Below are 22,318 nucleotides of genomic sequence, written 5' to 3'. Positions count from 1 at the left end.
GGGCGCCAATCAAATGGATCAAAGTAACGATCTACCACCATACGGGAACCTCCGGATCAAAGGCAAATCTGCTGGCCAGGCCGGTATCAGCCAGCCGGACTGGGGCTGGGGGCAGTGGTTCCGGGGTCGGTCGGCGTGGGGTCCGCGGTGGGCGAGGCCGCCGGTGGCGTGGGGCTGCTGCTGGGCTCGGCGGTCGGGGAGGGAGCGGCCGTGGGCGAGGGGCTGGGCTGGCCGTGCTCGCCACCGGCCCTGGAGGGCGAGGGTGAGGGCGAGCCGGCCGGGGCACCGGGGCTGGGCTGGACGCTCCCGACCGCCACGGCCACCGGCACGGGGGCCGGCTGGCTGGCACCGGGCGCCTCCGCGCCGGGCGTGGCCCCGGGCGCCCCGGCCTGCGCCGGGGCGCTCGCGCCCCCGCCGTGCTCCGACCGCTGGCCGGGCACCGGCTTCCCCGGGGCGTGCGTCCCGCCCCCGCTCTTCCCGGGCGCGCCGGTCTGGCCGGCGGGGCGCCCGGTCACCTGGGCGTCCGAGGAGGGCGAGCCGCCGACCGACATGCAGCCGGCCATCCCCGCCCCGGCCAGCGCCAGCACCGCCCCCGCGCGGGCCACCCTGACCGCCCGCGCCATCCGCGCACCCTGGCCCGCCATCTGATCCGCCGTCACCTGGGCACCTCCCCTGCTCGGCGGCACGCGCCGGCGCGGCACCCGCCGCGCCCGGTCCACCTGCGGTGACCAACGCGCACCGGACGGCCAGGACACGGGCACCTCCCGAACGCCGCTCCAGGGCACCGGCATCCGACCGACCGTCAGAACACCCGTGCGCCACAGCACCTGCCGCCCCGTCACCGAACGAACGCGCGTACGGGCCGGCCGGGGCCGCCCGGCGTCAGAACGCCCCCGCCAGCGCCGCCCCGGCCCAGACCGCGGCCAGCCCGGCCACCAGCGTCCCGAGCACGTTCAGCACCGCCGCCCGCCGGGGCCCGGCCTCGGCCAGCCGCAGCGTCTCCCAGGAGAAGGTCGAGTAGGTGGTGAGCGCCCCGCAGAGCCCGGTGCCGAGCAGCAGCTGCCCCCGGGCGCCGCAGACCCCGGCCACCAGCCCGAGCAGCAGCGAGCCGGCCACGTTCACCGCGAAGGTGCCCCAGGGCAGCGCCGGCCCGTACCGGGCCCGCAGCGTACGGTCCGTCAGGTACCGCAGCGGGGCGCCGGCCAGGGCGCCCGCCGCCACCAGCAGCCAGTTCACGAGACCCTCCCCCGGCCGGCCGCCCACCTGGTCAGCCCGGCCGCGGCCCGGACCGCAGCCAGCGCCCCCAGCAGGGTGGCCGCCGCGTACGCCGCCGCGAGCGGCAGCCGGCCGCCCTCGGCCAGCCGGTGCACGTCCAGCGCGTAGGCGGAGAAGGTGGTGAAGCCGCCGAGCACCCCGGTGCCGAGGAACGGCCGGACCAGCCGGTGCGGCTGCCGCACTTCGGTGACCAGAACCATCAGCACGCCCATCACGGCGCAGCCCAGCACGTTGATCCACCAGGTGGTCCAGGGGAACGCCCCCTCCGCCGCCGGCCGGAGCAGCCCGGCCCCGTACCGGGCCAGCGCCCCGAGCACCCCGCCGAGCGCGACCGCCAGGACGACCGGACCCTCGCCCTGCCGCCACTCCCGCCTCGACACCCTCACCCGCACCACCCCAGTGAATCACCGACACGCCGCGAGCCCGGCGAACCACCGTCGCGGATGACCTGGCACACCGTCACCCCACGCCCGACAATGGACCGGTGGACATGAACCGGGACGAGTTCGAGACTCTGGTCGCCGATGCCCTGGACCAGATCCCCCCGCAGCTCGCGGCGATGATGGACAACGTCGCGGTCTTCGTCGAGGACGAACCCGACCCCTCCGACCCCGACCTGCTCGGGCTCTACGAGGGCACGCCGCTGACCGAGCGCGGCGAGTGGTACGCCGGGGTGCTGCCCGACCGGATCATCGTCTACATGGGCCCCACCCTCCGGATGTGCGACACCCGGGAGGAGATGGTCGCCGAGGTCCGCACCACCGTGATCCACGAAGTGGCCCACCACTTCGGCTTCGACGACCACGAGCTGCACGAACTCGGCTGGTCCTGACCTCGCGACCCGCCCACACCGCCGCCGTAACCGTTTTGGCGTTCCCGACCGGCATCCCATATGCTTCTCACGTCCCCGACCGGTGCGAGTCACCCGGACGGGCCGCAAGCCCTCATCGTCTAGTGGCCCAGGACGTCGCCCTTTCAAGGCGGTAGCACGGGTTCGAATCCCGTTGGGGGCACGCAGTACCCGTAGTACAGTCAGTGCAGCAAGAACGGACGTCAGTCCGACCAGGTCCTGTGGAGCAGTTGGTTAGCTCGCCACCCTGTCAAGGTGGAGGTCGCGGGTTCAAGTCCCGTCAGGATCGCTCGTCCCGCGAGGGACGGTGCAGTACGGCCAGGTAGCTCAGTTGGTACGAGCGTCCGCCTGAAAAGCGGAAGGTCGCCGGTTCGACCCCGGCCCTGGCCACAGCGAAGAGCCCCGGAGCAGCAGCTCCGGGGCTCTTCTGTCTGCCCGTCACCCCGCTCCGGCCCCGGGGCCCCGAAGGGCCCCGGCCGGGGTGGCGCGGTCGCTGAGGGTGCGTCAGAGGTCCTTGCGGCGGTAGAAGCCGTACTCGGTCCCCATGGTGGCCACCCGCGAGACGGTGCCGGAGCGGCTGGCGTTCTCGATCGCGATGTACTTGGTGTGGGACTCGTCCGCCCAGCCGCCGAAGAGGATGGTGTGGTCGCCGTTGATCAGGGCGTCACCCGGCTTGAGGTCGTTCTTGCCGATCTTCTCGGAGACGCTCGGGTCCATCAGGGCGGTGGTGTTGAGCCCGCCGTAGGAGCCGGGGTCGAGGCCCCAGGCCGCGCTGACGAAGCCGGAGCAGTCGACCCGGTAGTGGTCGGTGATGGCGCCCTGGCTGTAGCCGAGCTTCATGTCGACGCGCTTCATGGCCCGTTCCAGGATGTCGTGCCGCTCGTCCGAGAGGCCCTCCAGCTTGGGACGGACCAGGGCGCCCTTGCCCTCGCCGTTGTGCGGGTGCTTGCCGTAGGAGTCCTTGCCGCGGGCCCAGTCCTCCCAGCTGTCACCGTTGATGTAGCGGACGTTCTTGTCGCCGGTGGTGTGGTCCTTGTACTTGCCGTGGTCGCCGTTGCCGTCGGGGCGGGTGCTGCCGCCACCACCGCCACCGTCCCCGCCGCCGCCACCGCTCCCGTGGCCGCCACCACCGCCGGTGCCGCCACCACCGCCGCCGCCGTTCCCGCTGCCCTTGTCGCCGGCGCCGGCGATCTCGGTGGGGGCGGGGGGCTGCTTCTTCTCCTTGTCCTTCATCTCGTCGTGCACCTTCCGCTCCGCTTCGGTGTACTCCTTGATGACCGACTTGATCCTCTCGGCGTCCTGGGCGATGCCCTGGCTGAGCTTCTCCTTGGTCTCCATCAGGTGCCGAGCCCGCTTCTCCACCTCCTTCGCGTCGCTCAGCACGTCGTACGCGACGGCGAAGCCGGCTATGCCGGCCAGCGGGCTGACCGACAGGTCGACGGCGACCGCCTTGGCCAGGGTGGACTGGATCTTCCCGAGCTTCGCCTGAAGCTCCGCCATCCTCCGGCTGGTCTCCTGCCAGTCCTTCTGGATCTTGCCGAGCTCCTGCAACTGGACGCCGAACTGCTCACCGGCCATGGTCCCCGTACCCCCTGTCGTCCTGGTGGATGCGCTGTCGGTCAGAAGCTGGCGAGCCGCTTGACCGCCTGGCTCAGCCCTTCGAGCTCGTCGGCGACCCCGGAGATCTCGCGGACCCGGCCCTGGGCGTGGTTGACGAAGGCGTCGGCCGCCGGCCCGTGCCAGGTCAGGTGGCCCAGCGCGGTGTTGACGTCCGTGCCGAGCTTGTCGAACTCCTTGCCCAGCTGGGCCAGTTCGGCGGCGATCTGGTTCAGCTCGTCCTCGCCGCCGCCGAACATCTCGCCGAGCGCCCAGCGGGCGATCTCGGCCGGGGCCATCACGATGTCCTTGACCAACTTGGCGCCCGAGCTGACCAGCCCGACGGCGTCGTCCCATGCCTCGCTGAAGAAGTTCAAAGCCGCTCCCCCGGAACCTCACGTCGAAAAGAAAAGGATGACAATCCGTCAAAAGGCTATCGGACCACCCTGCCACCGTGGAGCCCGCAGGGGGTCCGCGGCGCCGCGCCGGCACTGCCTACAACGAGCGGACCCCGGAGGCCAGCACGGCGACCGCCTCCAGCGCGAGCCGCCCGTCCGGGCCGGCCGCCTCCGCCGCCAGCCGGTCGTACTCCCGCTTGAGCCCGGCCGCCCGTCCGGCCGGCAGGCCGGTCACCACCAGACCGACGTTGGCCACCCCGCCGGCCGGGCCGGCCCACCAGTCCTCCGGGTCCGCCCGGTGGGTCCAGGCCAGCTCCCGGCCGTGCGGCTCCGCCCAGCCCGCCTCCGCCAGCAGCCCGGCCAGGCCCTCGGGGGTGCGCTCGAAGGCCACCGGCACCGGCGGGAAGGACGGGCGCTCCACCCCCTCCGCGTCCAGCGCCCGGTTGAACAGGTCCATCGCGCGGTTCCCCTCCGCGTGCCAGAGCGTCACCGCCACCCGGCCGCCGGGGCGCACGACCCGGCGCAGCTCGGCCAGCGCGGCCACCGGATCGGCCACGTGGTTGACCACGAAGTTGGCCACCACCGCATCGAACTCTCCGTCCGCGAACGGGAGTTCCGGCAGCTCGGCGAGCGACACCGGCACCTCCGGCAGCCGCTCGGCGGCCGCCTTCACCATCTGCGGCTCGGCGTCCACCGCCGTCACCCGGGCGCCCAGCGCCAGGGCGGCCGCCGCCGCGTTGCCCGTGCCGGTGCCGACGTCCAGCAGCCGCACGCCCGGCCCCGCCCCGGCCGCCGCCAGCAGCGCGGGCAGTGCCCCGGCGCAGAGCCCGGCGAACCCCCGGGAGTACGCCCGCGCCACCCCGTCGCCGCCCCACATCCGCCGCTCGTGCACGTCGAAGTCCTGCACACCTGCTCCTACCGTCGGTCGATGGTCCACCCGAAAGGGACGCAGCCCGGCCCCATCCGGCTCCATCCCACCGCGGCGGCCCGTGCGGGCGGAGGGTGTGGCGGACCGTCTGTGACACTGGAGGGGCTCGAAAACCGAGGTGCGCCCGCCCGCTCCTCCTTGCGAACCTAGAGGGATGTCCGCAGTGAGTTCTCCCGTAGCCCAGCCCGCCGAGGCCCCGAAGGCGCCCAGCATCGGGGAGCTGGCCGCCCGGCTGCCCGAGCTGACGTTGCGTGACCAGCAGCGGATCGGCCGCCGCCTGGACGGTGCCCGCCGAGTCCGCAAAGCCGAGGCCCGGGAGGCCATCGCGGCCGAACTGGTCACCGAGATCGACCGGGCCGAGCAGCGGATGGCCCAGCGCCGCGCCTCGGTGCCGGTCATCCGCTACCCCGCCGAGCTGCCGGTCAGTCAGAAGAAGGACGACATCCTGGCGGCCGTCCGCGACCACCAGGTGGTGATCGTCGCGGGCGAGACCGGCTCCGGCAAGACCACCCAGATCCCGAAGATCTGTCTGGAGCTCGGCCGTGGCGTGAAGGGCCTGATCGGCCACACCCAGCCGCGCCGGATCGCCGCCCGCACGGTGGCCGAGCGGGTGGCCGAGGAGCTGGACACCCCGCTCGGCGAGGCGGTCGGCTGGAAGGTCAGGTTCACCGACCAGGCCGGGCCGAACACCCTGGTGAAGCTGATGACGGACGGCATCCTGCTGGCCGAGATCCAGACCGACCGGGACCTGCGCCAGTACGACACCCTGATCATCGACGAGGCCCACGAGCGCAGCCTCAACATCGACTTCCTGCTCGGCTACCTCAAGCAGCTGCTCCCCCGCCGCCCCGACCTCAAGGTCGTGATCACCTCCGCGACCATCGACCCGGAGCGCTTCGCCGAGCACTTCGGCGACGCCCCGATCATCGAGGTCTCGGGCCGTACCTATCCGGTCGAGGTCCGCTACCAGCCGGTCCTGGAGGAGGACGAGGACGGCGAGGAGATCGACCGCGACCGCGACCAGATCCAGGCGATCTGCGACGCGGCCCAGGAGCTCCAGGCCGAGGGCCCGGGCGACATCCTGGTCTTCCTCTCCGGCGAGCGCGAGATCCGGGACACCGCCGACGCGCTCAACAAGCTCAAGCTCAAGTTCACCGAGGTCCTCCCCCTCTACGCCCGGCTGAGCTCCGCCGAGCAGCACCGGGTCTTCCAGCGCTCCAACAGCCGCCGGATCGTGCTGGCCACCAACGTCGCCGAGACCTCGCTGACCGTCCCCGGCATCAAGTACGTGATCGACCCGGGCACCGCCCGCATCTCCCGCTACAGCCACCGCACCAAGGTCCAGCGCCTGCCGATCGAGGCGATCAGCCAGGCCAGCGCCAACCAGCGCAAGGGCCGCTGCGGCCGTACCTCGGACGGCATCTGCATCCGGCTCTACTCGGAGGAGGACTTCCTCTCCCGCCCCGAGTTCACCGACGCCGAGATCCTGCGCACCAACCTCGCCTCGGTCATCCTCCAGATGACCGCGGCCAACCTCGGCGACATCGCCGCCTTCCCCTTCCTCGACCCGCCGGACTCGCGGAACATCAAGGACGGCGTCAACCTGCTCCACGAGCTCGGTGCGATCGACCCGGACGAGAAGGACCACCGCAAGCGCCTCACCCCGCTCGGCCGCAAGCTGGCCCAGCTCCCGGTGGACCCGCGGATGGCCCGCATGGTGCTGGAGGCCGACCGCCTGGGCGTGGCCCGGGACGTGATGGTGATCGCCGCCGCGCTCTCCATCCAGGACCCGCGCGAGCGCCCCGCCGAGAAGCGCCAGGCCGCCGACGAGAAGCACCGCCGGTTCAACTCGGAGACCTCCGACTTCCTGGCCTTCCTGGCGATCTGGCGGTACGTCAGGGAGCAGCAGAAGGAGCTGTCCTCCTCCGCGTTCCGCCGGATGTGCAAGAGCGAGTTCCTCAACTACCTGCGGATACGGGAGTGGCAGGACCTCTACACCCAGCTGCGCACCGTCGCCAAGCAGCTCGGCGTCACCTTCGACGAGCCTCATGACGACGTCGAGCCGGACGCCGACCGGATCCACCAGGCGCTGCTCACCGGCCTGCTCTCCCACCTCGGCCTGTACGACGTGGAGAAGCGCGAGTACGGCGGCGCCCGCGGCGCCCGGTTCGCGGTCTTCCCGGGCTCCGGCCTGTTCAAGAAGCCCCCGCGCTGGGTGATGTCCGCCGAGCTGGTGGAGACCTCCCGCCTGTGGGCCCGGATGAACGCCAAGATCGAGCCCGAGTGGGTCGAGCCACTGGCGGGCCACCTGATCAAGCGCAGCTACAGCGAGCCGCACTGGGAGAAGAAGGCCGGCGCGGTGATGGCCTTCGAGAAGGTCACCCTCTACGGGATGCCGATCGTCGCCCAGCGCAAGATCAACTACGGCCGGATCGACGCCGAGCTCTGCCGCGAGCTGTTCATCCGCAACGCCCTGGTCGAGGGCGACTGGGAGACCCACCACCGCTTCTGGGCCGAGAACCGCAAGCTGCTCAGCGAGGTCGAGGAGCTGGAGGCCCGGGCCCGCCGCCGCGACATCATGGTGGACGACCAGACCCTGTTCGACTTCTACGACGCCCGGCTGCCCGAGGAGATCGTCTCCACCCGGCACTTCGACTCCTGGTGGAAGAAGGCCCGGCACGACCAGCCGGACCTGCTCAACTTCGAGAAGTCGATGCTCATCAACGACGCGGCCGGCGGCGTCACCGAGGCGGACTACCCGGACTACTGGCAGCAGGGCGCGCTGAAGTTCAAGCTGACCTACCAGTTCGAGCCCGGCAGCGACGCCGACGGCGTCACCGTGCACATCCCGCTCCCGGTGCTCAACCAGGTCACCGCCGAGGGATTCGACTGGCAGATCCCCGGCCTGCGGGCCGAGCTGGTCACCGCGTACATCCGGGCCCTGCCCAAGGCGATCCGGCGCAACTTCGTGCCCGCCCCGGACTTCGCCGCCGCCGCGCTGCGCCAGGTGAAGGACCGTCAGGAGCCGCTGCTGCCGACCCTGGAGCGAATCCTCAAGCGGATGAGCGCCATCACCATCCCGCCGGAGGCCTGGGACGACGAGCGCGTCCCGGACCACCTGCGGATCACCTTCCGGGTGGTGGACGGCAAGAAGAAGCTGGCCGAGTCCAAGGACCTCGAGGACCTCCGCCTCAAGCTCAAGCCCAAGCTCAAGGAGACCCTCTCCTCGGCCGCCTCCGGCCAGGGCATCGAGCGCACCGGCCTGACCTCCTGGCCCGCGGACCTGCCGGTGCTCCAGCGCACCTTCGAGCAGCGCTCCCGGGGCCACTCGCTGCGCGCCTACCCGGCGCTGGTGGACGAGAAGGACTCGGTGGCGATCCGGCTCTTCGACACCCCCGAGGCCCAGCAGCAGGCGATGTGGGCGGGCACCCGGCGGCTGCTGATGCTGACCGTCAACTCCCCCGCCAAGTCCATCCAGGGCCGCCTCGGGAACCAGGCCAAGCTGGCCCTCTCGCACAACCCGCACGGCTCGGTCCCCGCGCTGTTCGAGGACATCGTCTCGGCCGCCACCGACCGTCTGATGACCCTTCACGGCGGCCCGGCCTGGGACGAGGCCGCCTTCACCAAGCTCTACGACAAGGTCCGGGCCGACCTGTACGAGCTGGCCGCCGACACCACCCTGAAGACCGCCACCGCCCTGATCGCCTTTCACAAGGCCTCCACCCGGCTCAAGTCGGTCTCCAGCCCGGTCCTGCTCACCGCCGTCAACGACGTCCGCCTGCACCTGGCCTCGCTGATCCACCCCGGCTTCGTCACCGACACCGGCTGGCAGCGCCTGCCGGACCTCAAGCGCTACCTGCTGGCCGTCGACCGCCGCCTGGAGGCGCTGCCCAACCACCCGCAGCGCGACCTCCAGCACCTGTCCAAGGTCCACCAGCTCCAGGACGCCTACGGCGAGCAGCTCGCCAAGGTCCCGGCCGGCCAGGAGCCCTCGGCAGCCCTGCGGGCGGTCCGCTGGATGATCGAGGAGCTCCGGGTCAGCTTCTTCGCCCAAGGCCTCGGCACCCCGACGCCCGTCTCGGAGAAGCGGATCCTCAAGGCGATGGAGGCCGCGGCGAGCACGCCGTAGCGGCCTCGCGGAGCCGGTTTTACCTCGGCCCCGCACATGCAGTACGATCTGTCTTGTTCGCAAGCGGGAGCAGGCGAACAAGACAGATCGACCAAGCAACATCCTGGTCCTGTGGAGCAGTTGGTTAGCTCGCCACCCTGTCAAGGTGGAGGTCGCGGGTTCAAGTCCCGTCAGGATCGCAGTACAGAGAGGCCCGGAGCCGTAAGGTTCCGGGCCTCTTCGCGTTCCCCTGACCCGGCGTCAGCCGCTATGTCAGGCAGGTCTAGACCACAAGGTAACGACGCTGTGACCGTCGTCACTTATCTTTTCTTGAGGCCGGACACTCCAGCCCCCCTCCAAGAGGCACCTAATTTAATATGTAAAATTGCACATGTAATTACCCCCATTTCCCCCCACCCACACGCGCCCCAATAGGAACAGCCGATTCCGGACATGCCGAAGGGGCCGCATCCCTGACCCGGCGGAGTCAGGCACACGGCCCCTTGCGGTGAACGTCTTTAAAGGCCCCTGTGGGCCCCTCTCAGGCCTCGGTACGCTGCGCCGGAATACCGGCCAGCAGGGCACGCACCTCCGCCTCGCGGTACCGGCGGTGGCCGCCGAGGGTGCGGATGGACGTGAGCTTGCCCGCCTTGGCCCAGCGGGTGACCGTCTTCGGGTCCACGCGGAACATGGTGGCGACCTCTGCCGGCGTCAGCAGGGGCTCGGCGTCAGGGGTACGAGCGGTCATGAGCGGCCTCCTCGGGAGAACCGAACCAGGGCGGTTCTATCCTTCAAATTCTGCACCTTGGCCCGCGATGCCCGAAATGGCATAGACGGGCCGAGTCGGTAATAGGACGAACGGCTTGTCCTGGTGTCTACAACTACACCATTCGTCCAGCCCCATCGGCCAAACCGCCAAAATTGACCCCTCACGGGTTCAAGTGCAACGGATGGCCATGGACCACCTCATAACGGACAGTCACCAATCGGTGACAAGCGGTTATGAGGGACCAGACCCAACTGATTCCCCGCAAAGAGCGCACTGCCGTCAGATCCACCCAAAAGTGGACACACCTGAGTGAACTTGGGCTGGTTGTCCCATTTTTACACATAGGCGTAAGTAAGCGTCAACGGTGAGTAGTGTCACGTTCGCGGGGTATTGACCCGAACCGGGACCTTGGTCCCGACCGTCGGCACCAAAGGTCCCAACCATCATCACCTGTCCTGCTGACACCTCTGCCCGCTCCGGGGCCTGACCTACCGTCAGCTGGCGTACCGAAGTGCGTGGACCCGCCGCCAGCGCTCCGTCACCGACTCGTACATCCGGGCCGCCTCGCGCCCGTCCCCGGCCCGCAGCGCGGCCACCCCCGCCTCGATCTCCCCGACCGAGTCCTCCTCCGCCAGCGCCGCCGCACCGATCAGGTGCACCAGGCCGCCGTAGTCCAGCTCCACCAGCGAGCGCGGGTGGAACTCCTCCAGCCAGCGGCCCAGCTCCTCCACCCCGCCCGCCAGCGCCGCGCTCGGCACCCGCTCGCGCAGCGCCCGGTAGCCCCGGGCCACCCGGCGCCGGGCCTGCGCCATCGGCGTCAGGTAGAAGAGGGCGGCCGGCGCCCCGCCCGGCTCGGCCGGCAGGTGGCAGCGGTCCTCGGTGCCGAACGGCAGGAACCAGCGCACCGGCACCTCCCAGCGGCTGGTCAGGATCCACGGCCGGGCGTCCGGGTGCTCGGCCCGCCAGCGCTCCCCGTCGGCCTGCGCGGCGGCCCGCACGGCGGGCGGCAGGACGGTGTCCAGCAGCGAGGCCGGAAGCTGCTCGGCCAGCTCCTCCAGCGCCTGCCAGCTGCGCATCCTGGTGGCCCACGGGCAGACGTACGTCACCCCGTCCACCACCCGCACGAAGGCCCGCTCGCTCTCCCGCTCCGGCAGCGGCCTGGGCGTCCGAGAGAGCAGCTCCGCCAGTGCCCCGCGCTGCTCGGCCAGCACCGCCGGGGCCACCGTCTGCCCGGGCTCCGCCGCGTCCGGCCCGTAACGGGCCGCGTAGGACTGCCAGCGGGTCCGTTCCGGCCCCGCGTAGGCGGCCAGCGGCTCGTACACGCGCAGGTGCGCGGCGTAGGGCGGGAGCACTGATGTGCGCACGGCGGTCACGCCTCGCATCGTCGCACGGCGGACCCTCGCAGGGGGGCAGCTCGGGCACCCCCGCCGGAGCTAGGCTTCCGGACAGGCGCCCACACCACAGCAGTGGGCCACAGATACTGGAGTCACCACAGTGACCGACGTACAGACCGCGTCCGCCCCGCACCCCGCACCCGGCGTGCTGAGCAGGATCTTCCGCACCGAGCAGGACGGCGCCCCCGGCGACGGCCACGAGCAGGTCGTCCTCTGCCACGACCGCTCCTCCGGCCTGAAGGCCATCATCGCCATCCACTCCACCGCCCTCGGCCCGGCCCTCGGCGGCACCCGCTTCTACCCCTACGCCTCCGAGGAGGCGGCGCTCGAGGACGCGCTCAACCTCTCGCGCGGGATGAGCTACAAGAACGCGCTGGCCGGCCTCGACCTCGGCGGCGGCAAGGCCGTCATCATCGGCGACCCCAACAAGGTCAAGAACGAGGCGATGCTCCGCGCCTACGGCCGCTTCGTCGAGTCGCTGCGCGGCCGCTACATCACCGCCTGCGACGTCGGCACCTACGTCCAGGACATGGACGTGATCGCCCGCGAGACCGAGTTCGTCACCGGCCGCTCGCCCGAGCACGGCGGCGCCGGCGACTCCTCCATCCTCACCGCCTTCGGCGTCTTCCAGGGCATGCGCGCCTCCGCCCAGGCCCGCTGGGGCCAGCCCACCCTGCGCGGCCGCCGGGTCGGCGTCTCGGGCGTCGGCAAGGTCGGCCACTACCTGGTCGGCCACCTGGTCGCGGACGGCGCCACCGTGGTCGTCACGGACGTCTCCGAGGCCGCCGTCAACCGGGTCCGGGCCGCCCACCCGGACGTCGAGGTGGTCGCGGACACCGCGGCCCTGCTCGGCTCGCGGCTGGACGTCTACGCCCCCTGCGCGCTCGGCGGCGCGCTGGACGACCACACCGTCGCCGCCCTCGGCGCGGCCGGCACCTCGGTGGTCTGCGGCGCGGCCAACAACCAGCTCGCCCACCCCGGCGTGGAGAAGGACCTGGCCGGCCGCGGCATCCTCTACGCGCCCGACTACCTGGTGAACTCCGGCGGCGTGATCCAGGTGGCCGACGAGATCGAGGGCTTCAACTTCGAGCGGGCCAAGAACAAGGCCACGAAGATCTTCGACACCACCCTGGAGATCTTCACCCGGGCCGCCTCCGACGGCGTCCCGCCGGCCGTGGCGGCCGACCGCCTGGCCGAGAAGCGGATGCGCGAGATCAGCGCGCTCCGCTCGGTGCTGCTGCCCGGCGCCCGCCGGGGCTGACCCGCCCGGGGCCCAGGGTCACGATGTGGAACCGGATTCTCGTTCGGTAGCCCGATCGGGCGATCCTGGGCCCCCTGCCGGGGGATAATCGGTCACGGAACAACGGACCTGGGCAGGCTCTGAACGGCCTGCGAAAGCCCGAAAACCCCCACGTGACCTGGACGGACCTGGTTTCGGGGGGCTTCGGTGCGCGCCACGTCACACGGGCGACGTACCGTTCGGCGACGGAAACAGGTACCGTTAATGCTCCAAGGGACGGTTCTCCCACTTCGGGCAGGACCGCACCCGATCATGGATACGTGTCAGACTCGGGGCCATGAGCCCCATCGTTGAGGGGGTCGACCCATGGGGCGCGGCCGGGCCAAGGCCAAGCAGACGAAGGTCGCCCGCGAGCTGAAGTACAACAGCGGCGGGTTCGACGCCAACCGTCTGTCCAGCGAGTTGGGCGTATCGACACCTCCACCGCCCGTTCCGGTCAAGCCGGAGCCGGTCGAGGAGGACGACGACCCGTACGCGGCGTACGCGGATCGCTACAACGACTACGACGACGAAGAAGCGGACTCGGGCAGTCAGCCCGGTCGTCGCTGACCACGTCTTCGAAAGACCGGCTCAGTCACCCCCGGGTGCCGAGCCGGTCTTCGTCGTTCCCCGGCACCGGCGGAGCGGCGCTCCCCGGACATGCCGAAGGGCCCCCGTAGGGGCCCTTCGGACCTGCGGTCAGGCCAGCTCGAAGCCGTCGTAGGCGTTGTACAGCGCCGCGCCGTCCGCGTGCTCGTCGGTGCGGTCCACCACGTCGCCCAGCAGCCAGGCCTCGACGCCCCGGTCCTCCAGGACCGAGAGCACCACGTCGACCGACTCCGGCGGCACCACGGCCACCATGCCGACGCCCATGTTCAGGGTCTTCTCGATCTCCAGGGCGGCCATGTTGCCGACCTTCGCCACGGTCTGGAAGACCGGCAGCGGGGACCAGGTGCCGCGGTCCAGGCGGGCGTGCAGGCCGGCCGGCATCACCCGGGCCAGGTTGGCCGCCAGGCCGCCGCCGGTGACGTGCGAGAAGGCGTGGATCTCGGTCGCCCGGGTCAGCGCCAGGCAGTCCAGGGAGTAGATCCGGGTCGGCTCGAGGAGCTCCTCGCCGAGGGTGCGGCCGAACTCCTCGACCTGGCGGTCCAGCGACCACTTGGCCTGGTTCAGCAGCACGTGGCGCACCAGCGAGTAGCCGTTGGAGTGCAGGCCCGAGGCGGCCATCGCGATCACCACGTCGCCGGCCCGGACGCGGTCGGCGCCGAGCAGCTTGTCGGCCTCCACCACACCGGTGCCGGCGCCCGCGACGTCGTAGTCGTCCGGGCCGAGCAGGCCCGGGTGCTCGGCGGTCTCGCCGCCGACCAGCGCGCAGCCGGCCAGCGTGCAGCCCTCGGCGATGCCCTTGACGATCGCCGCGACACGCTCCGGGACGACCTTGCCCACGCAGATGTAGTCGGTCATGAAGAGCGGCTCGGCGCCGCAGACCACCAGGTCGTCGACGACCATGCCGACCAGGTCGCGGCCGATGGTGTCGTGCTTGTCCATCGCCTGGGCGATGGCCACCTTGGTCCCGACCCCGTCGGTCGCCGAGGCCAGCAGCGGGCGCTCGTAGCGCTTGAAGGCGGAGGCGTCGAAGAGCCCGGCGAAGCCGCCGAGGCCGCCGACCACCTCGGGGCGGTCGGCCTTCCTGACCCACTGCTTCATCAGCTCGACCGCACGGTCGCCGGCCTCGATGTCGACACCTGCGGCGGCGTAGGTGGCACCGCTCTGGTTGCTGGTCACGTGCTGTGGCCCTTTCGGGTCAGGGGTGGGGGTGTACGGGAACCGCACCGCCCCGGCCTGGGAGGACCGGGGCGGCAGGTGGATCAGGGGCGCCGGAGCGCGTCGGCCGCGCCGTGGCCGCCGAGCAGCGACTGGACGCCGTCCAGGTCGGAGCCGGTGGACTTGCCCCGGACGGCCGGCTGCTGCTTGCTGCCGGCGATCTCCGCCTCCAGCAGCAGCTTGCCGAGCAGTGCCGGGTCCGGCAGCTCCATCGGGTACTCGCCGTCGAAGCAGGCCCGGCAGAGCCGGTCCTTGGGGATCGTGGTGGCCTCGATCATGGCGTCGATCGAGATGTAGGCGAGCGAGTCCGCACCGAGGGTGCGGCCGATCTCCTCCACCGTCATGCCGTTGGCGATCAGCTCCGCGCGGGTGGCGAAGTCGATGCCGAAGAAGCACGGCCACTTGACCGGCGGCGAGGAGATCCGGATGTGGACCTCGGCCGCGCCGGCCTCGCGGAGCATCCGGACCAGCGCGCGCTGGGTGTTGCCGCGGACGATGGAGTCGTCCACCACCACCAGGCGCTTGCCCTGGATGACCTCGCGCAGCGGGTTGAGCTTGAGGCGGATGCCGAGCTGGCGGATGGTCTGGCTGGGCTGGATGAAGGTGCGGCCCACGTAGGCGTTCTTCACCAGGCCGGAGCCGTACGGGATGCCGCTGGCCTCCGCGTACCCGATCGCGGCGGGGGTGCCGGACTCGGGAGTGGCTATCACCAGATCGGCCTCGACGGGCGCCTCCTTGGCGAGCCGGCGGCCCATCTCCACGCGGGAGAGGTGCACATTCCGGCCGGCGATGGTGGTGTCCGGGCGGGCCAGGTAGACGTACTCGAAGACGCAGCCCTTGGGCTTGGCCTCGGCGAAGCGGGAGGTCCGCATGCCGTTCTCGTCGATGGCGATCAGCTCGCCGGGCTCCACCTCGCGGATGAAGGAGGCGCCGCAGATGTCGAGCGCCGCCGTCTCCGAGGCGACCACCCAGCCGCGCTCCAGGCGGCCGAGGACCAGCGGGCGGATGCCCTGCGGGTCACGGGCCGCGTAGAGGGTGTGCTCGTCCATGAAGACCAGCGAGAAGGCGCCCTTGACCTTGGGCAGCACCTGCTTCGCGGTCTCCTCGATGGAGAGCTCCGGGTAGCCCGCGAGCAGCGCCGTCACCAGGTCGGTGTCGTTGGTCGCGGCGGACCGGCCGGAGCGCGAGACGTGCTCCTCCCCGGGCAGCTCGGCGACCATCGCGGCGAGCTCCGCGGTGTTGACCAGGTTCCCGTTGTGACCGAGCGCGAGCGAGCCGTGCACGGTCGCCCGGAAGGTCGGCTGGGCGTTCTCCCAGACCGAGGACCCGGTGGTCGAGTAGCGGGCATGTCCGACGGCGATATGCCCGTGCAACGACCCCAGGGAGGTCTCGTCGAAGACCTGGGAGACAAGCCCCATGTCCTTGAAGACGAGAATCTGGGAGCCGTTGCTCACTGCGATGCCCGCGGATTCCTGTCCGCGGTGCTGCAGGGCATAGAGGCCGAAGTACGTGAGCTTGGCGACCTCCTCGCCGGGAGCCCAGACCCCGAAGACGCCGCAAGCGTCCTGAGGGCCTTTCTCGCCGGGAAGAAGATCGTGGTTGAGTCTTCCGTCACCACGTGGCACGTCAACGAGTCTAGGGCAGTTCCGTACGCCTCCTCGAACGAGGGACGGCGTGGTTATTGGGGAATCGGACAGCAACGCGCGTAGACAAAACCCCTTACCGGGGTGGGGCTTTTCCCGCGCACAATTCGTTGAATGCGCGGCTCGCCTTGGCGTACGCGGACCGTGGCCTTTCCCGGGCACCGCCGCGGCCGCCGGGGCGGCGCCCGGACGTGACGCTGCTCACGCGGCGGGGACGAGGAGCTGCCAGACGCCCGGATGGACGGTCCAGACCCGGGCGCGGACCGGGCCGACCCGGCAGCCGTCGGCCTCGTAGCCGAAGCCGCGGCCGGCCACCGTGAGGCGGGCCGCGCGCAGGACGTGCGGGCCCTCGGGGGTGTGCAGGCGGAGCTCCATCTCGCCCGCCCCGGCGGGCAGGCTGACCCGCAGGCGGTGCACGGCGTGCGGGAGGTCGGCCAGCAGGCGGCCGTCGGCCTCGATCCGCAGGCGGTGGGCGTCCGGAACGGGGGAGATCCCCTGCTCGGCCGTAGCCAGTTTCGCCCATAGCGAACGCAGTGCGCCGGGGCGGCCGGACCAGCCGCCGCGCACCCGGACCTCGCCGAGCACCACGCCGCCACCGTCGTCCACCAGCAGGTCGAGCTTGCGGGCGCTGCCGCCGAGCACCGCCCGGGCGGCCGCCACCGGCTGGGCCGGCACGCCGAGCGCGCGGGCCGAGGCCACCGCCTCCGGGCGGCCGACCGGGACCACGCCGAGCGGGTCGGAGCCCAGGTCGCGCTGGCGGTGCAGGGCCTGGAGCACGCGTTGCAGGGCCAGGTCGGAACCGATCACCACCGGTCGTCGGCGGCCACGGTGCGCCAGTATCCGGTCGAGTTCGGACGGGCTCTCGGGCAGCGCCAGCTTCACGTCCGCTCCCCCGGCGAGCACGTCCCGGGCGATCCGGACCGACTCGCCGTCGGCCCGCCGGGCGGCCGGGTCGAGGAGGAGCAGCAGCTGGCCCGGCGCGTCTGGGCAGACGGCACGGCCCTCGGGCGTGGACAGCGACGACACGACCCGTCCTTCCTCAGGTAATCTCTCGGTGCAAGAGCCCCTTGCGCTATTGCGCCAGGGGCTTCGTCTATCTCGGAGCAGACTGCGGCCTACGCAGGATGCCCCAACCCGAAGGGGTGTACGCCTGTGCCGGCACTCGTGATCGTTGGTGCCCAGTGGGGAGACGAGGGCAAGGGGAAGGCGACGGACCTGCTCGGCGGCTCCGTCGACTACGTCGTCCGCTACCAGGGCGGCAACAACGCCGGTCACACCGTGATCATCGGCGATCAGAAGTACGCCCTTCACCTGCTGCCCTCCGGCATCCTCAGCCCGAACGTCGTTCCGGTGATCGGCAACGGCGTCGTGATCGACCCGGGCGTACTGCTCTCCGAGCTGAACGGCCTGAACGAGCGGGGCATCGACACCTCGAAGCTGCTGATCTCGGGCAACGCCCACCTGATCACGCCGTACCACCGGACCCTGGACAAGGTCACCGAGCGCTTCCTCGGCAAGCGCCGGATCGGCACCACCGGCCGCGGCATCGGCCCGACCTACGCGGACAAGATCAACCGCGTCGGCATCCGGGTCCAGGACCTCTTCGACGAGTCGATCCTGATCCAGAAGGTCGAAGCGGCGCTGCACGACAAGAACCAGCTGCTGGTCAAGCTCTACAACCGCCGCGCCATCCCGGCCGACCTGGTGGTGCAGGAGTACCTCGGCTACGCCGAGAAGCTCCGCCCGTTCCTGGCCGACACCACCCTCGTCCTGGACGAGGCGCTGAAGGCGAACAAGGTGGTCCTGCTGGAGGGCGGCCAGGGCACCCTGCTCGACGTCGACCACGGCACGTACCCCTTCGTCACCTCCTCGAACCCGACTGCCGGCGGCGCCTGCACCGGGTCCGGCATCGGCCCGACCAAGATCGACCGGGTCATCGGCATCCTGAAGGCGTACACCACCCGCGTCGGCTCGGGCCCGTTCCCGACCGAGCTGCTGGACGCGGACGGCGAGGCGCTGCGCCGGATCGGTGGCGAGCGTGGTGTCACCACCGGCCGTGACCGTCGTTGCGGCTGGTTCGACGCGGTGATCGCCCGCTACGCGACCCGGGTCAACGGCATGACCGACTTCTTCCTCACCAAGCTGGACGTGCTGACCGGCTGGGAGCAGATCCCGGTCTGCGTCGCGTACGAGATCGACGGCAAGCGCGTCGAGGAACTCCCGTACAACCAGAGCGACTTCCACCACGCCAAGCCGATCTACGAGAACTTCCCCGGCTGGACCGAGGACATCTCGAAGGCGAAGACCTTCGCCGACCTGCCGAAGAACGCGCAGGCGTACGTGAAGGCACTGGAGGAGATGTCGGGCGCCCCGATCTCCGCGATCGGCGTCGGCCCCGGCCGGACCGAGACGATCCAGATCAACTCCTTCATCTGATCGGGTAGTTGAGCGCAGGGCCCCACCTTCGGGTGGGGCCTTCTGCTTTTGTACTAGTGCATATGGCTCTTGCTGCTAGTGCAAAGCGGGGCTAACGTACTGGGTCATGACCGCGAAGCTGCCTTCCCCCACCGTCCTGACCGGCCGGCACGTCCGGCTGGAGCCGCTCACCACCGCGCACGCGGCCGACCTCTTCGAGGCGGCCGGGGGCGACGAGGAGGTGTTCCGCTGGATCATCGGGCCGGTGCCGTCCACCCCGGACGAGATGCTGGCGCTGGTCGGGTCGGACCTCGGCCGGGACGACGTCGTACCGTTCGCGGTGGTGCTGCCGGAGACCGGGAAGACGGTCGGGGTGACCTGCTACCTGGCGGTCGCGGCCCGGGAGGAGACCCTGGAGATCGGCGGCACCTGGTACGGCCGCGCGGTGTGGCGGACGGCGGTGAACACCGAGGCCAAGCTGCTGCTGCTGACCCACGCCTTCGAGGAGTTAGGCGCGGGCACGGTCTGCTGGAAGACCGACCACCTCAACGAGCGCTCGCAGAACGCCATCAAGCGCCTGGGCGCGCAGTACGAGGGCACCTTCCGCCGGGCCCGGCAGCGCCGGGACGGCAGCTGGCGGGACAGCGTCTGGTTCTCGATGCTCGCGGGCGAGTGGCCCGCCGCGAAGGCCCGGCTGACGGACCGTCTGCTGGCGGGCTGACGGTCCGTCCGCTCGGCCGGCTACTCCATCCCGGCCAGCACCAGCGGCAGCCGGGTGGCGCCGCCGGCGACCAGCTTCACCGGGACGCCCCAGTCCTGCTGGTGCACGTGGCAGGCCGGGTACTCGATCTCCGGGTCGTCGTCGCAGGAGGCGGCCATCGCCGAGACGTGCAGCACGCCCTCGGTGAGCTCGCCGTTGAGCACCAGCTCGCGGTTGAGGTCGCTCTCCGCGCCGGCGCCGGAGAGCAGCAGCTCGGGCGGGGTGGAGGAGACCAGCAGCCGGGTGGACGGGCCGTAGCGCTCGTCCAGCTTCTGGCCGGTGGGGGCCTGGAAGACCACGTCCAGCCGGAGCGCGCCGGGGGCCACCTCGGTGGCGGCGCGCTGGGTGCGGTGGGCCACCGCCTCGACCCGGACGGCCTCCTCGGGCAGCCTGAGCCGGGTGAGCCGGTGCCGGGCCGACTCGACCACCACGATGTCGTTGCCGGCCAGCACGGCGCCGGAGGGCTCGCGCAGGTCGGTGGCCAGGGTGGAGACCTCGCCGGTGGCCGGGTCGAAGCGGCGCAGCGCGTGGTTGTAGGTGTCGGCGATCGCGATGGAGCCGTCCGGGAGGACGGTCACGCCGAGCGGGTGCTGGAGCAGGGCCTGGGCGGCCTCGCCGTCGCGGTGACCGAAGTCGAAGAGTCCGGTGCCGACGGCGGTGTGCACGGTCTGCGTTTCACGTGAAACCCAGCGCACGGCCGAGGTCTCCGAGTCCGCGACCCAGAGCTTCTCGCCGTCGGCGGAGACCGCCAGGCCGGAGGGCTGGGCGAACCAGGCCTCCGCCACCGGGCCGTCCACCAGGCCCTCGTTGGTGGTGCCGGCCGCCACCGCGACCTCGCCCGAGGCCGGGTCGAAGGCCCAGAGCTGGTGCACCCCGGCCATCGCGATCCAGACCCGGCCGTCGAAGAAGGCCACGTCCCAGGGCGAGGAGAGGTCGACCTCGCGGCCCCGGCCCGAGGTGGGCGAACCCTGCCACCACTGCTTGCCGGTCCCGGCCAGGGTGGTCACCGAACCGTCCGCCAGCTTCACCCCGCGCAGCGCGTGGTTGACCGTGTCGGCCACCACCACGTCGTAGCCGAGGCCCTCCGGGGCCAGCGCCAGGCCCTGCGGCTCGCTGAACCGGGGCGCGGCGCCGTCGGTGAAGCCGCGCTCGCCGTCGCCGATCCGGCGCACCACCGTCTCGCCGTCCTCGGCCAGCTCGACCAGCGAGTGGTGGCCCGAGTCGGCGACCAGGTAGTGGCCGTTCGGCAGCCGGACCGCCTTGCCCGGGAACTTCAGGTCTCCGGCGACCGGCTCCGGCGCCACGTACGGGCCGTCGCCGCGGCGCAGGGTGCCCTTGGCGGCGTGCTCCTGCTCCAGCTCCTCGACCAGGCGGGCGATCGCGTGCGCGTGCCCCTCACCGGCGTGCTGGGCGACCACGTACCCCTCCGGGTCGATCACCACCAGCGTCGGCCAGGCCCGCACCGCGTACTGCTTCCAGGTGACCAGCTCCGGGTCGTCCAGCACCGGGTGGTGCACCTCGTAGCGGGCCACCGCGTCCACCACGGCCTGGTGCTCGGCCTCGTGGACGAACTTGGGCGAGTGGACGCCGACGATCACCAGGGTGTCGCGGTGCTTCTCCTCCAGCTCCCGGAGTTCGTCCAGGACGTGGAGGCAGTTGATGCAGCAGAAGGTCCAGAAGTCGAGGACCAGGATCTTGCCGCGGAAGTCAGCCAGCGACAGGTCCTTGCCGCCGGTGTTCAGCCAGCCGCCCTTCCCCACGAGTTCGGGGGCGCGGACACGAGCACGAGTAGCCATGCCCCCATCCAACCTCATGGGGGTACGGCCGGATTCCCGGTGCGGGTGGTGACGGCTCGTCAGCGGATCAGGTGCGGGAGGAAGCGGGCGCCCTGGTGGGTGATCGGGGAGTCGTCGGTCTCCCGGATGCCGAGGCCGGCGGCCTCGCCGTCGACCACCCAGGTGCCGAGGACCGGGCGGTTGCCGTCGAAGTCGGGGAGGGGGCAGAGCTGCTGGTAGCAGAAACCCTCCTTGCCGTAGCGGTCCGGGTCGCCCGCCCACTCGGCCAGCCTGGTCTCGTGGCCGTCGGCTTCGACGATCCGCACGCCCGCGCCCTCCCGGCCGAGCAGCGGCTTCATCGCGTAGCCGGTGGCGGCGAGTTCGCGCGGGCCGTCCAGGTAGGCGGGGAGCAGGTTGGGGTGGCCGGGGTTGAGCTCCCAGAGGACGGCGAGCAGGGCCTTGTTGGAGAGCAGCATCTTCCACGGCGGCTCGATCCACATGGTGTTGCCGGTGGAGCCGCCGAGGTCGACGCCGGAGAGCAGGGCCGGGGTGAACTCCTCCTCGGTGAGCCACTCCCACGGGTAGAGCTTGAAGAGCGAGCGGATGTAGCGCTGCTCCAGGTCGACGAAGCGGCCGCTCAGGCCGTCCAGGCCGATGTCCTCCACCGCGATGCCGACCGTCTCCAGCCCGGCCTGCTCGGCGGTCTCCTGGAGGTAGAGGGTGGTCATCCAGTCCTCGCCCTCGGTGTCGCCCCGGGAGTGGGCGAAGTGCACCGGGCCGGGCGGCAGCAGGTGCTTCTGCCGCTCCCAGGAGGCCACCAGCCGCTCGTGCAGCGAGTTCCACTGGTCGGCGCCGGGGAAGAGCTGCTCCATCCAGAACCACTGCGGGCCGGCCGCCTCGATCAGCGAGGTCGGGGTGTCCGCGTTGTACTCGAACAGCTTGGCCGGGCCGGTGCCGTCGTAGGCCAGGTCGAACCGGCCGTAGACGGAGGGCTGCTCGTCCCGGCGCCGCCAGGACTCGGCGATCATCGCCGTCACCCGGGGGTCGGTCAGGCCGTAGTCGGCGTACCGCTCCGTGCGCACCACGTGGTCGGCGGCCTCCAGGCAGAGCTCGTGCAGCTCCTCGACCACCTCCTCCAGCGCCTCCACCTCGGGCAGCGAGAACTCGTAGTAGGCGCTCTCGTCCCAGTACGCGTGCGGGCCGCCCTGGTTGCAGGGGTCCTGGCAGACGGCGTAGATCAGGCCCTGCGACTCCACGGTGGGCTGCCAGTCGGGGCGCGGGGTGAGGGTGTGACGGCGCATCAG

The 22,318-nt window shown here is 71.4% G+C and carries 19 protein-coding genes and 4 tRNA genes; 11 read left to right on the top strand and 12 right to left on the bottom strand.

Annotation, left to right across the window (positions count from 1 at the left end):
* Positions 1 to 135 precede the first annotated feature (135 nt).
* Positions 136 to 648 carry a hypothetical protein gene (locus tag ACZ6ZR_RS30060; RefSeq protein ID WP_465647643.1) on the top strand — a complete coding sequence of 171 codons (513 nt, stop codon included), beginning with the start codon at positions 136 to 138 and terminating at the stop codon, positions 646 to 648.
* A 234-nt stretch (positions 649 to 882) separates the two neighbouring features.
* On the opposite strand, the gene crcB (ACZ6ZR_RS30055) is transcribed toward ACZ6ZR_RS30060, so the two are convergent.
* Positions 883 to 1,236 (bottom strand): fluoride efflux transporter CrcB, encoded by a 354-nt coding sequence (gene crcB, locus ACZ6ZR_RS30055; RefSeq protein ID WP_465647641.1) that lies wholly within the window; start codon positions 1,234 to 1,236, stop codon positions 883 to 885.
* Positions 1,233 to 1,667: a fluoride efflux transporter CrcB gene (crcB, locus tag ACZ6ZR_RS30050; RefSeq protein ID WP_465647639.1), complete on the bottom strand. Its 435-nt coding sequence runs from the start codon at positions 1,665 to 1,667 to the stop codon at positions 1,233 to 1,235. Before crcB (ACZ6ZR_RS30050) ends, crcB (ACZ6ZR_RS30055) begins: the two co-directional genes overlap by 4 nt.
* Positions 1,668 to 1,765: 98 nt before the next feature.
* Here crcB (ACZ6ZR_RS30050) and ACZ6ZR_RS30045 point away from each other — a divergent pair, with 98 nt between their 5' ends.
* The 4 genes from ACZ6ZR_RS30045 (at position 1,766) to ACZ6ZR_RS30030 (ending at position 2,515) form a co-directional block, all read left to right on the top strand.
* Complete coding sequence (locus ACZ6ZR_RS30045; protein ID WP_465647679.1) at positions 1,766 to 2,107, top strand: metallopeptidase family protein; 342 nt, start codon at positions 1,766 to 1,768, stop codon at positions 2,105 to 2,107.
* Between the two features lie 108 nt (positions 2,108 to 2,215).
* Positions 2,216 to 2,288: transfer RNA gene (locus ACZ6ZR_RS30040), tRNA-Glu, on the top strand.
* Positions 2,289 to 2,340: 52 nt separating this feature from the next.
* Positions 2,341 to 2,414, top strand: a tRNA-Asp gene (locus tag ACZ6ZR_RS30035).
* 27 nt (positions 2,415 to 2,441) lie between these two features.
* A tRNA-Phe gene (locus ACZ6ZR_RS30030) sits at positions 2,442 to 2,515 on the top strand.
* Between the two features lie 114 nt (positions 2,516 to 2,629).
* On the opposite strand, the gene ACZ6ZR_RS30025 is transcribed toward ACZ6ZR_RS30030, so the two are convergent.
* From ACZ6ZR_RS30025 to ACZ6ZR_RS30015, 3 genes are all read right to left on the bottom strand, one after another.
* The gene (locus ACZ6ZR_RS30025; RefSeq protein ID WP_465647637.1) at positions 2,630 to 3,703 is read right to left on the bottom strand and encodes a hypothetical protein; all 1,074 of its coding nucleotides are present in this window, start codon (positions 3,701 to 3,703) and stop codon (positions 2,630 to 2,632) included.
* Between the two features lie 41 nt (positions 3,704 to 3,744).
* Positions 3,745 to 4,098, bottom strand: a complete 354-nt coding sequence (locus ACZ6ZR_RS30020; RefSeq protein WP_465647635.1) for a WXG100 family type VII secretion target — start codon at positions 4,096 to 4,098, stop codon at positions 3,745 to 3,747.
* 118 nt (positions 4,099 to 4,216) lie between these two features.
* Complete coding sequence (locus ACZ6ZR_RS30015; protein ID WP_465647633.1) at positions 4,217 to 5,026, bottom strand: class I SAM-dependent methyltransferase; 810 nt, start codon at positions 5,024 to 5,026, stop codon at positions 4,217 to 4,219.
* 175 nt (positions 5,027 to 5,201) lie between these two features.
* Between ACZ6ZR_RS30015 and hrpA the strand changes: the two genes are divergently transcribed.
* Positions 5,202 to 9,176, top strand: a complete 3,975-nt coding sequence (gene hrpA / locus ACZ6ZR_RS30010) for an ATP-dependent RNA helicase HrpA (protein WP_465647631.1) — start codon at positions 5,202 to 5,204, stop codon at positions 9,174 to 9,176.
* A 105-nt stretch (positions 9,177 to 9,281) separates the two neighbouring features.
* Positions 9,282 to 9,355, top strand: a tRNA-Asp gene (locus ACZ6ZR_RS30005).
* 341 nt (positions 9,356 to 9,696) lie between these two features.
* Here ACZ6ZR_RS30005 and bldC read toward each other — a convergent pair.
* Together bldC and ACZ6ZR_RS29995 are read right to left on the bottom strand one after the other, a co-directional pair.
* Positions 9,697 to 9,903: a developmental transcriptional regulator BldC gene (gene bldC / locus ACZ6ZR_RS30000; RefSeq protein ID WP_014137253.1), complete on the bottom strand. Its 207-nt coding sequence runs from the start codon at positions 9,901 to 9,903 to the stop codon at positions 9,697 to 9,699.
* A gap of 515 nt (positions 9,904 to 10,418) precedes the next feature.
* Positions 10,419 to 11,306 carry a DUF8083 family protein gene (locus ACZ6ZR_RS29995; RefSeq protein ID WP_465647629.1) on the bottom strand — a complete coding sequence of 296 codons (888 nt, stop codon included), beginning with the start codon at positions 11,304 to 11,306 and terminating at the stop codon, positions 10,419 to 10,421.
* A gap of 112 nt (positions 11,307 to 11,418) precedes the next feature.
* On the opposite strand from ACZ6ZR_RS29995, the gene ACZ6ZR_RS29990 reads away from it, so the two are divergent.
* Together ACZ6ZR_RS29990 and ACZ6ZR_RS29985 are read left to right on the top strand one after the other, a co-directional pair.
* A complete protein-coding gene (locus tag ACZ6ZR_RS29990) occupies positions 11,419 to 12,579 on the top strand; it encodes a Glu/Leu/Phe/Val dehydrogenase dimerization domain-containing protein (protein WP_465647628.1) in 1,161 nt (386 codons plus the stop codon).
* A gap of 345 nt (positions 12,580 to 12,924) precedes the next feature.
* Positions 12,925 to 13,167, top strand: coding sequence for a DUF3073 domain-containing protein (locus tag ACZ6ZR_RS29985; protein ID WP_465647626.1), 243 nt, complete (start codon positions 12,925 to 12,927; stop codon positions 13,165 to 13,167).
* Positions 13,168 to 13,296: 129 nt separating this feature from the next.
* Here the strand turns inward: ACZ6ZR_RS29985 and purM are convergent, their stop codons facing one another.
* From purM to ACZ6ZR_RS29970, 3 genes are all read right to left on the bottom strand, one after another.
* On the bottom strand, positions 13,297 to 14,382 hold the full coding sequence (gene purM / locus ACZ6ZR_RS29980; protein WP_465647624.1) for a phosphoribosylformylglycinamidine cyclo-ligase: 1,086 nt from the start codon (positions 14,380 to 14,382) through the stop codon (positions 13,297 to 13,299).
* A gap of 83 nt (positions 14,383 to 14,465) precedes the next feature.
* Positions 14,466 to 16,046, bottom strand: coding sequence for an amidophosphoribosyltransferase (purF, locus tag ACZ6ZR_RS29975; RefSeq protein WP_465647622.1), 1,581 nt, complete (start codon positions 16,044 to 16,046; stop codon positions 14,466 to 14,468).
* Positions 16,047 to 16,265: 219 nt separating this feature from the next.
* Positions 16,266 to 17,090 (bottom strand): diacylglycerol kinase family protein, encoded by an 825-nt coding sequence (locus ACZ6ZR_RS29970; RefSeq protein ID WP_465647620.1) that lies wholly within the window; start codon positions 17,088 to 17,090, stop codon positions 16,266 to 16,268.
* Positions 17,091 to 17,216: 126 nt separating this feature from the next.
* On the opposite strand from ACZ6ZR_RS29970, the gene ACZ6ZR_RS29965 reads away from it, so the two are divergent.
* Together ACZ6ZR_RS29965 and ACZ6ZR_RS29960 are read left to right on the top strand one after the other, a co-directional pair.
* Entirely contained in the window at positions 17,217 to 18,500 is a 1,284-nt protein-coding gene (locus tag ACZ6ZR_RS29965; protein ID WP_465647618.1) for an adenylosuccinate synthase, read from the top strand.
* 106 nt (positions 18,501 to 18,606) lie between these two features.
* Positions 18,607 to 19,200, top strand: coding sequence for a GNAT family N-acetyltransferase (locus tag ACZ6ZR_RS29960; RefSeq protein WP_465647616.1), 594 nt, complete (start codon positions 18,607 to 18,609; stop codon positions 19,198 to 19,200).
* A gap of 20 nt (positions 19,201 to 19,220) precedes the next feature.
* Here ACZ6ZR_RS29960 and ACZ6ZR_RS29955 read toward each other — a convergent pair whose 3' ends face one another.
* Both ACZ6ZR_RS29955 and ACZ6ZR_RS29950 read right to left on the bottom strand, forming a co-directional pair.
* A complete protein-coding gene (locus tag ACZ6ZR_RS29955) occupies positions 19,221 to 21,035 on the bottom strand; it encodes an NHL domain-containing thioredoxin family protein (RefSeq protein WP_465647614.1) in 1,815 nt (604 codons plus the stop codon).
* A 59-nt stretch (positions 21,036 to 21,094) separates the two neighbouring features.
* Positions 21,095 to 22,315, bottom strand: coding sequence for a glutathionylspermidine synthase family protein (locus tag ACZ6ZR_RS29950; RefSeq protein WP_465647612.1), 1,221 nt, complete (start codon positions 22,313 to 22,315; stop codon positions 21,095 to 21,097).
* Between the last annotated feature and the right edge of the window lie 3 nt (positions 22,316 to 22,318).

This window comes from Kitasatospora sp. NPDC088742, assembly GCF_055584905.1.
Note: the sequence above shows the minus strand (reverse complement) of the source record. Positions and strands in the feature narration are given on the sequence as shown.

Bases quoted from the DNA above. Each gene is read 5' to 3' on its own strand.
- ACZ6ZR_RS29985 (WP_465647626.1), top strand. From the start codon at position 12,925: ATGGGGCGCGGCCGGGCCAAGGCCAAGCAGACGAAGGTCGCCCGCGAG.
- ACZ6ZR_RS29960 (WP_465647616.1), top strand. From the start codon at position 18,607: ATGACCGCGAAGCTGCCTTCCCCCACCGTCCTGACCGGCCGGCACGTC.
- bldC (WP_014137253.1), bottom strand. From the start codon at position 9,903: ATGACCGCTCGTACCCCTGACGCCGAGCCCCTGCTGACGCCGGCAGAG.
- hrpA (WP_465647631.1), top strand. From the start codon at position 5,202: ATGTCCGCAGTGAGTTCTCCCGTAGCCCAGCCCGCCGAGGCCCCGAAG.
- ACZ6ZR_RS29950 (WP_465647612.1), bottom strand. From the start codon at position 22,315: ATGCGCCGTCACACCCTCACCCCGCGCCCCGACTGGCAGCCCACCGTG.
- ACZ6ZR_RS29955 (WP_465647614.1), bottom strand. From the start codon at position 21,035: ATGGCTACTCGTGCTCGTGTCCGCGCCCCCGAACTCGTGGGGAAGGGC.
- ACZ6ZR_RS29995 (WP_465647629.1), bottom strand. From the start codon at position 11,306: ATGCGAGGCGTGACCGCCGTGCGCACATCAGTGCTCCCGCCCTACGCC.
- ACZ6ZR_RS30045 (WP_465647679.1), top strand. From the start codon at position 1,766: ATGAACCGGGACGAGTTCGAGACTCTGGTCGCCGATGCCCTGGACCAG.
- ACZ6ZR_RS30025 (WP_465647637.1), bottom strand. From the start codon at position 3,703: ATGGCCGGTGAGCAGTTCGGCGTCCAGTTGCAGGAGCTCGGCAAGATC.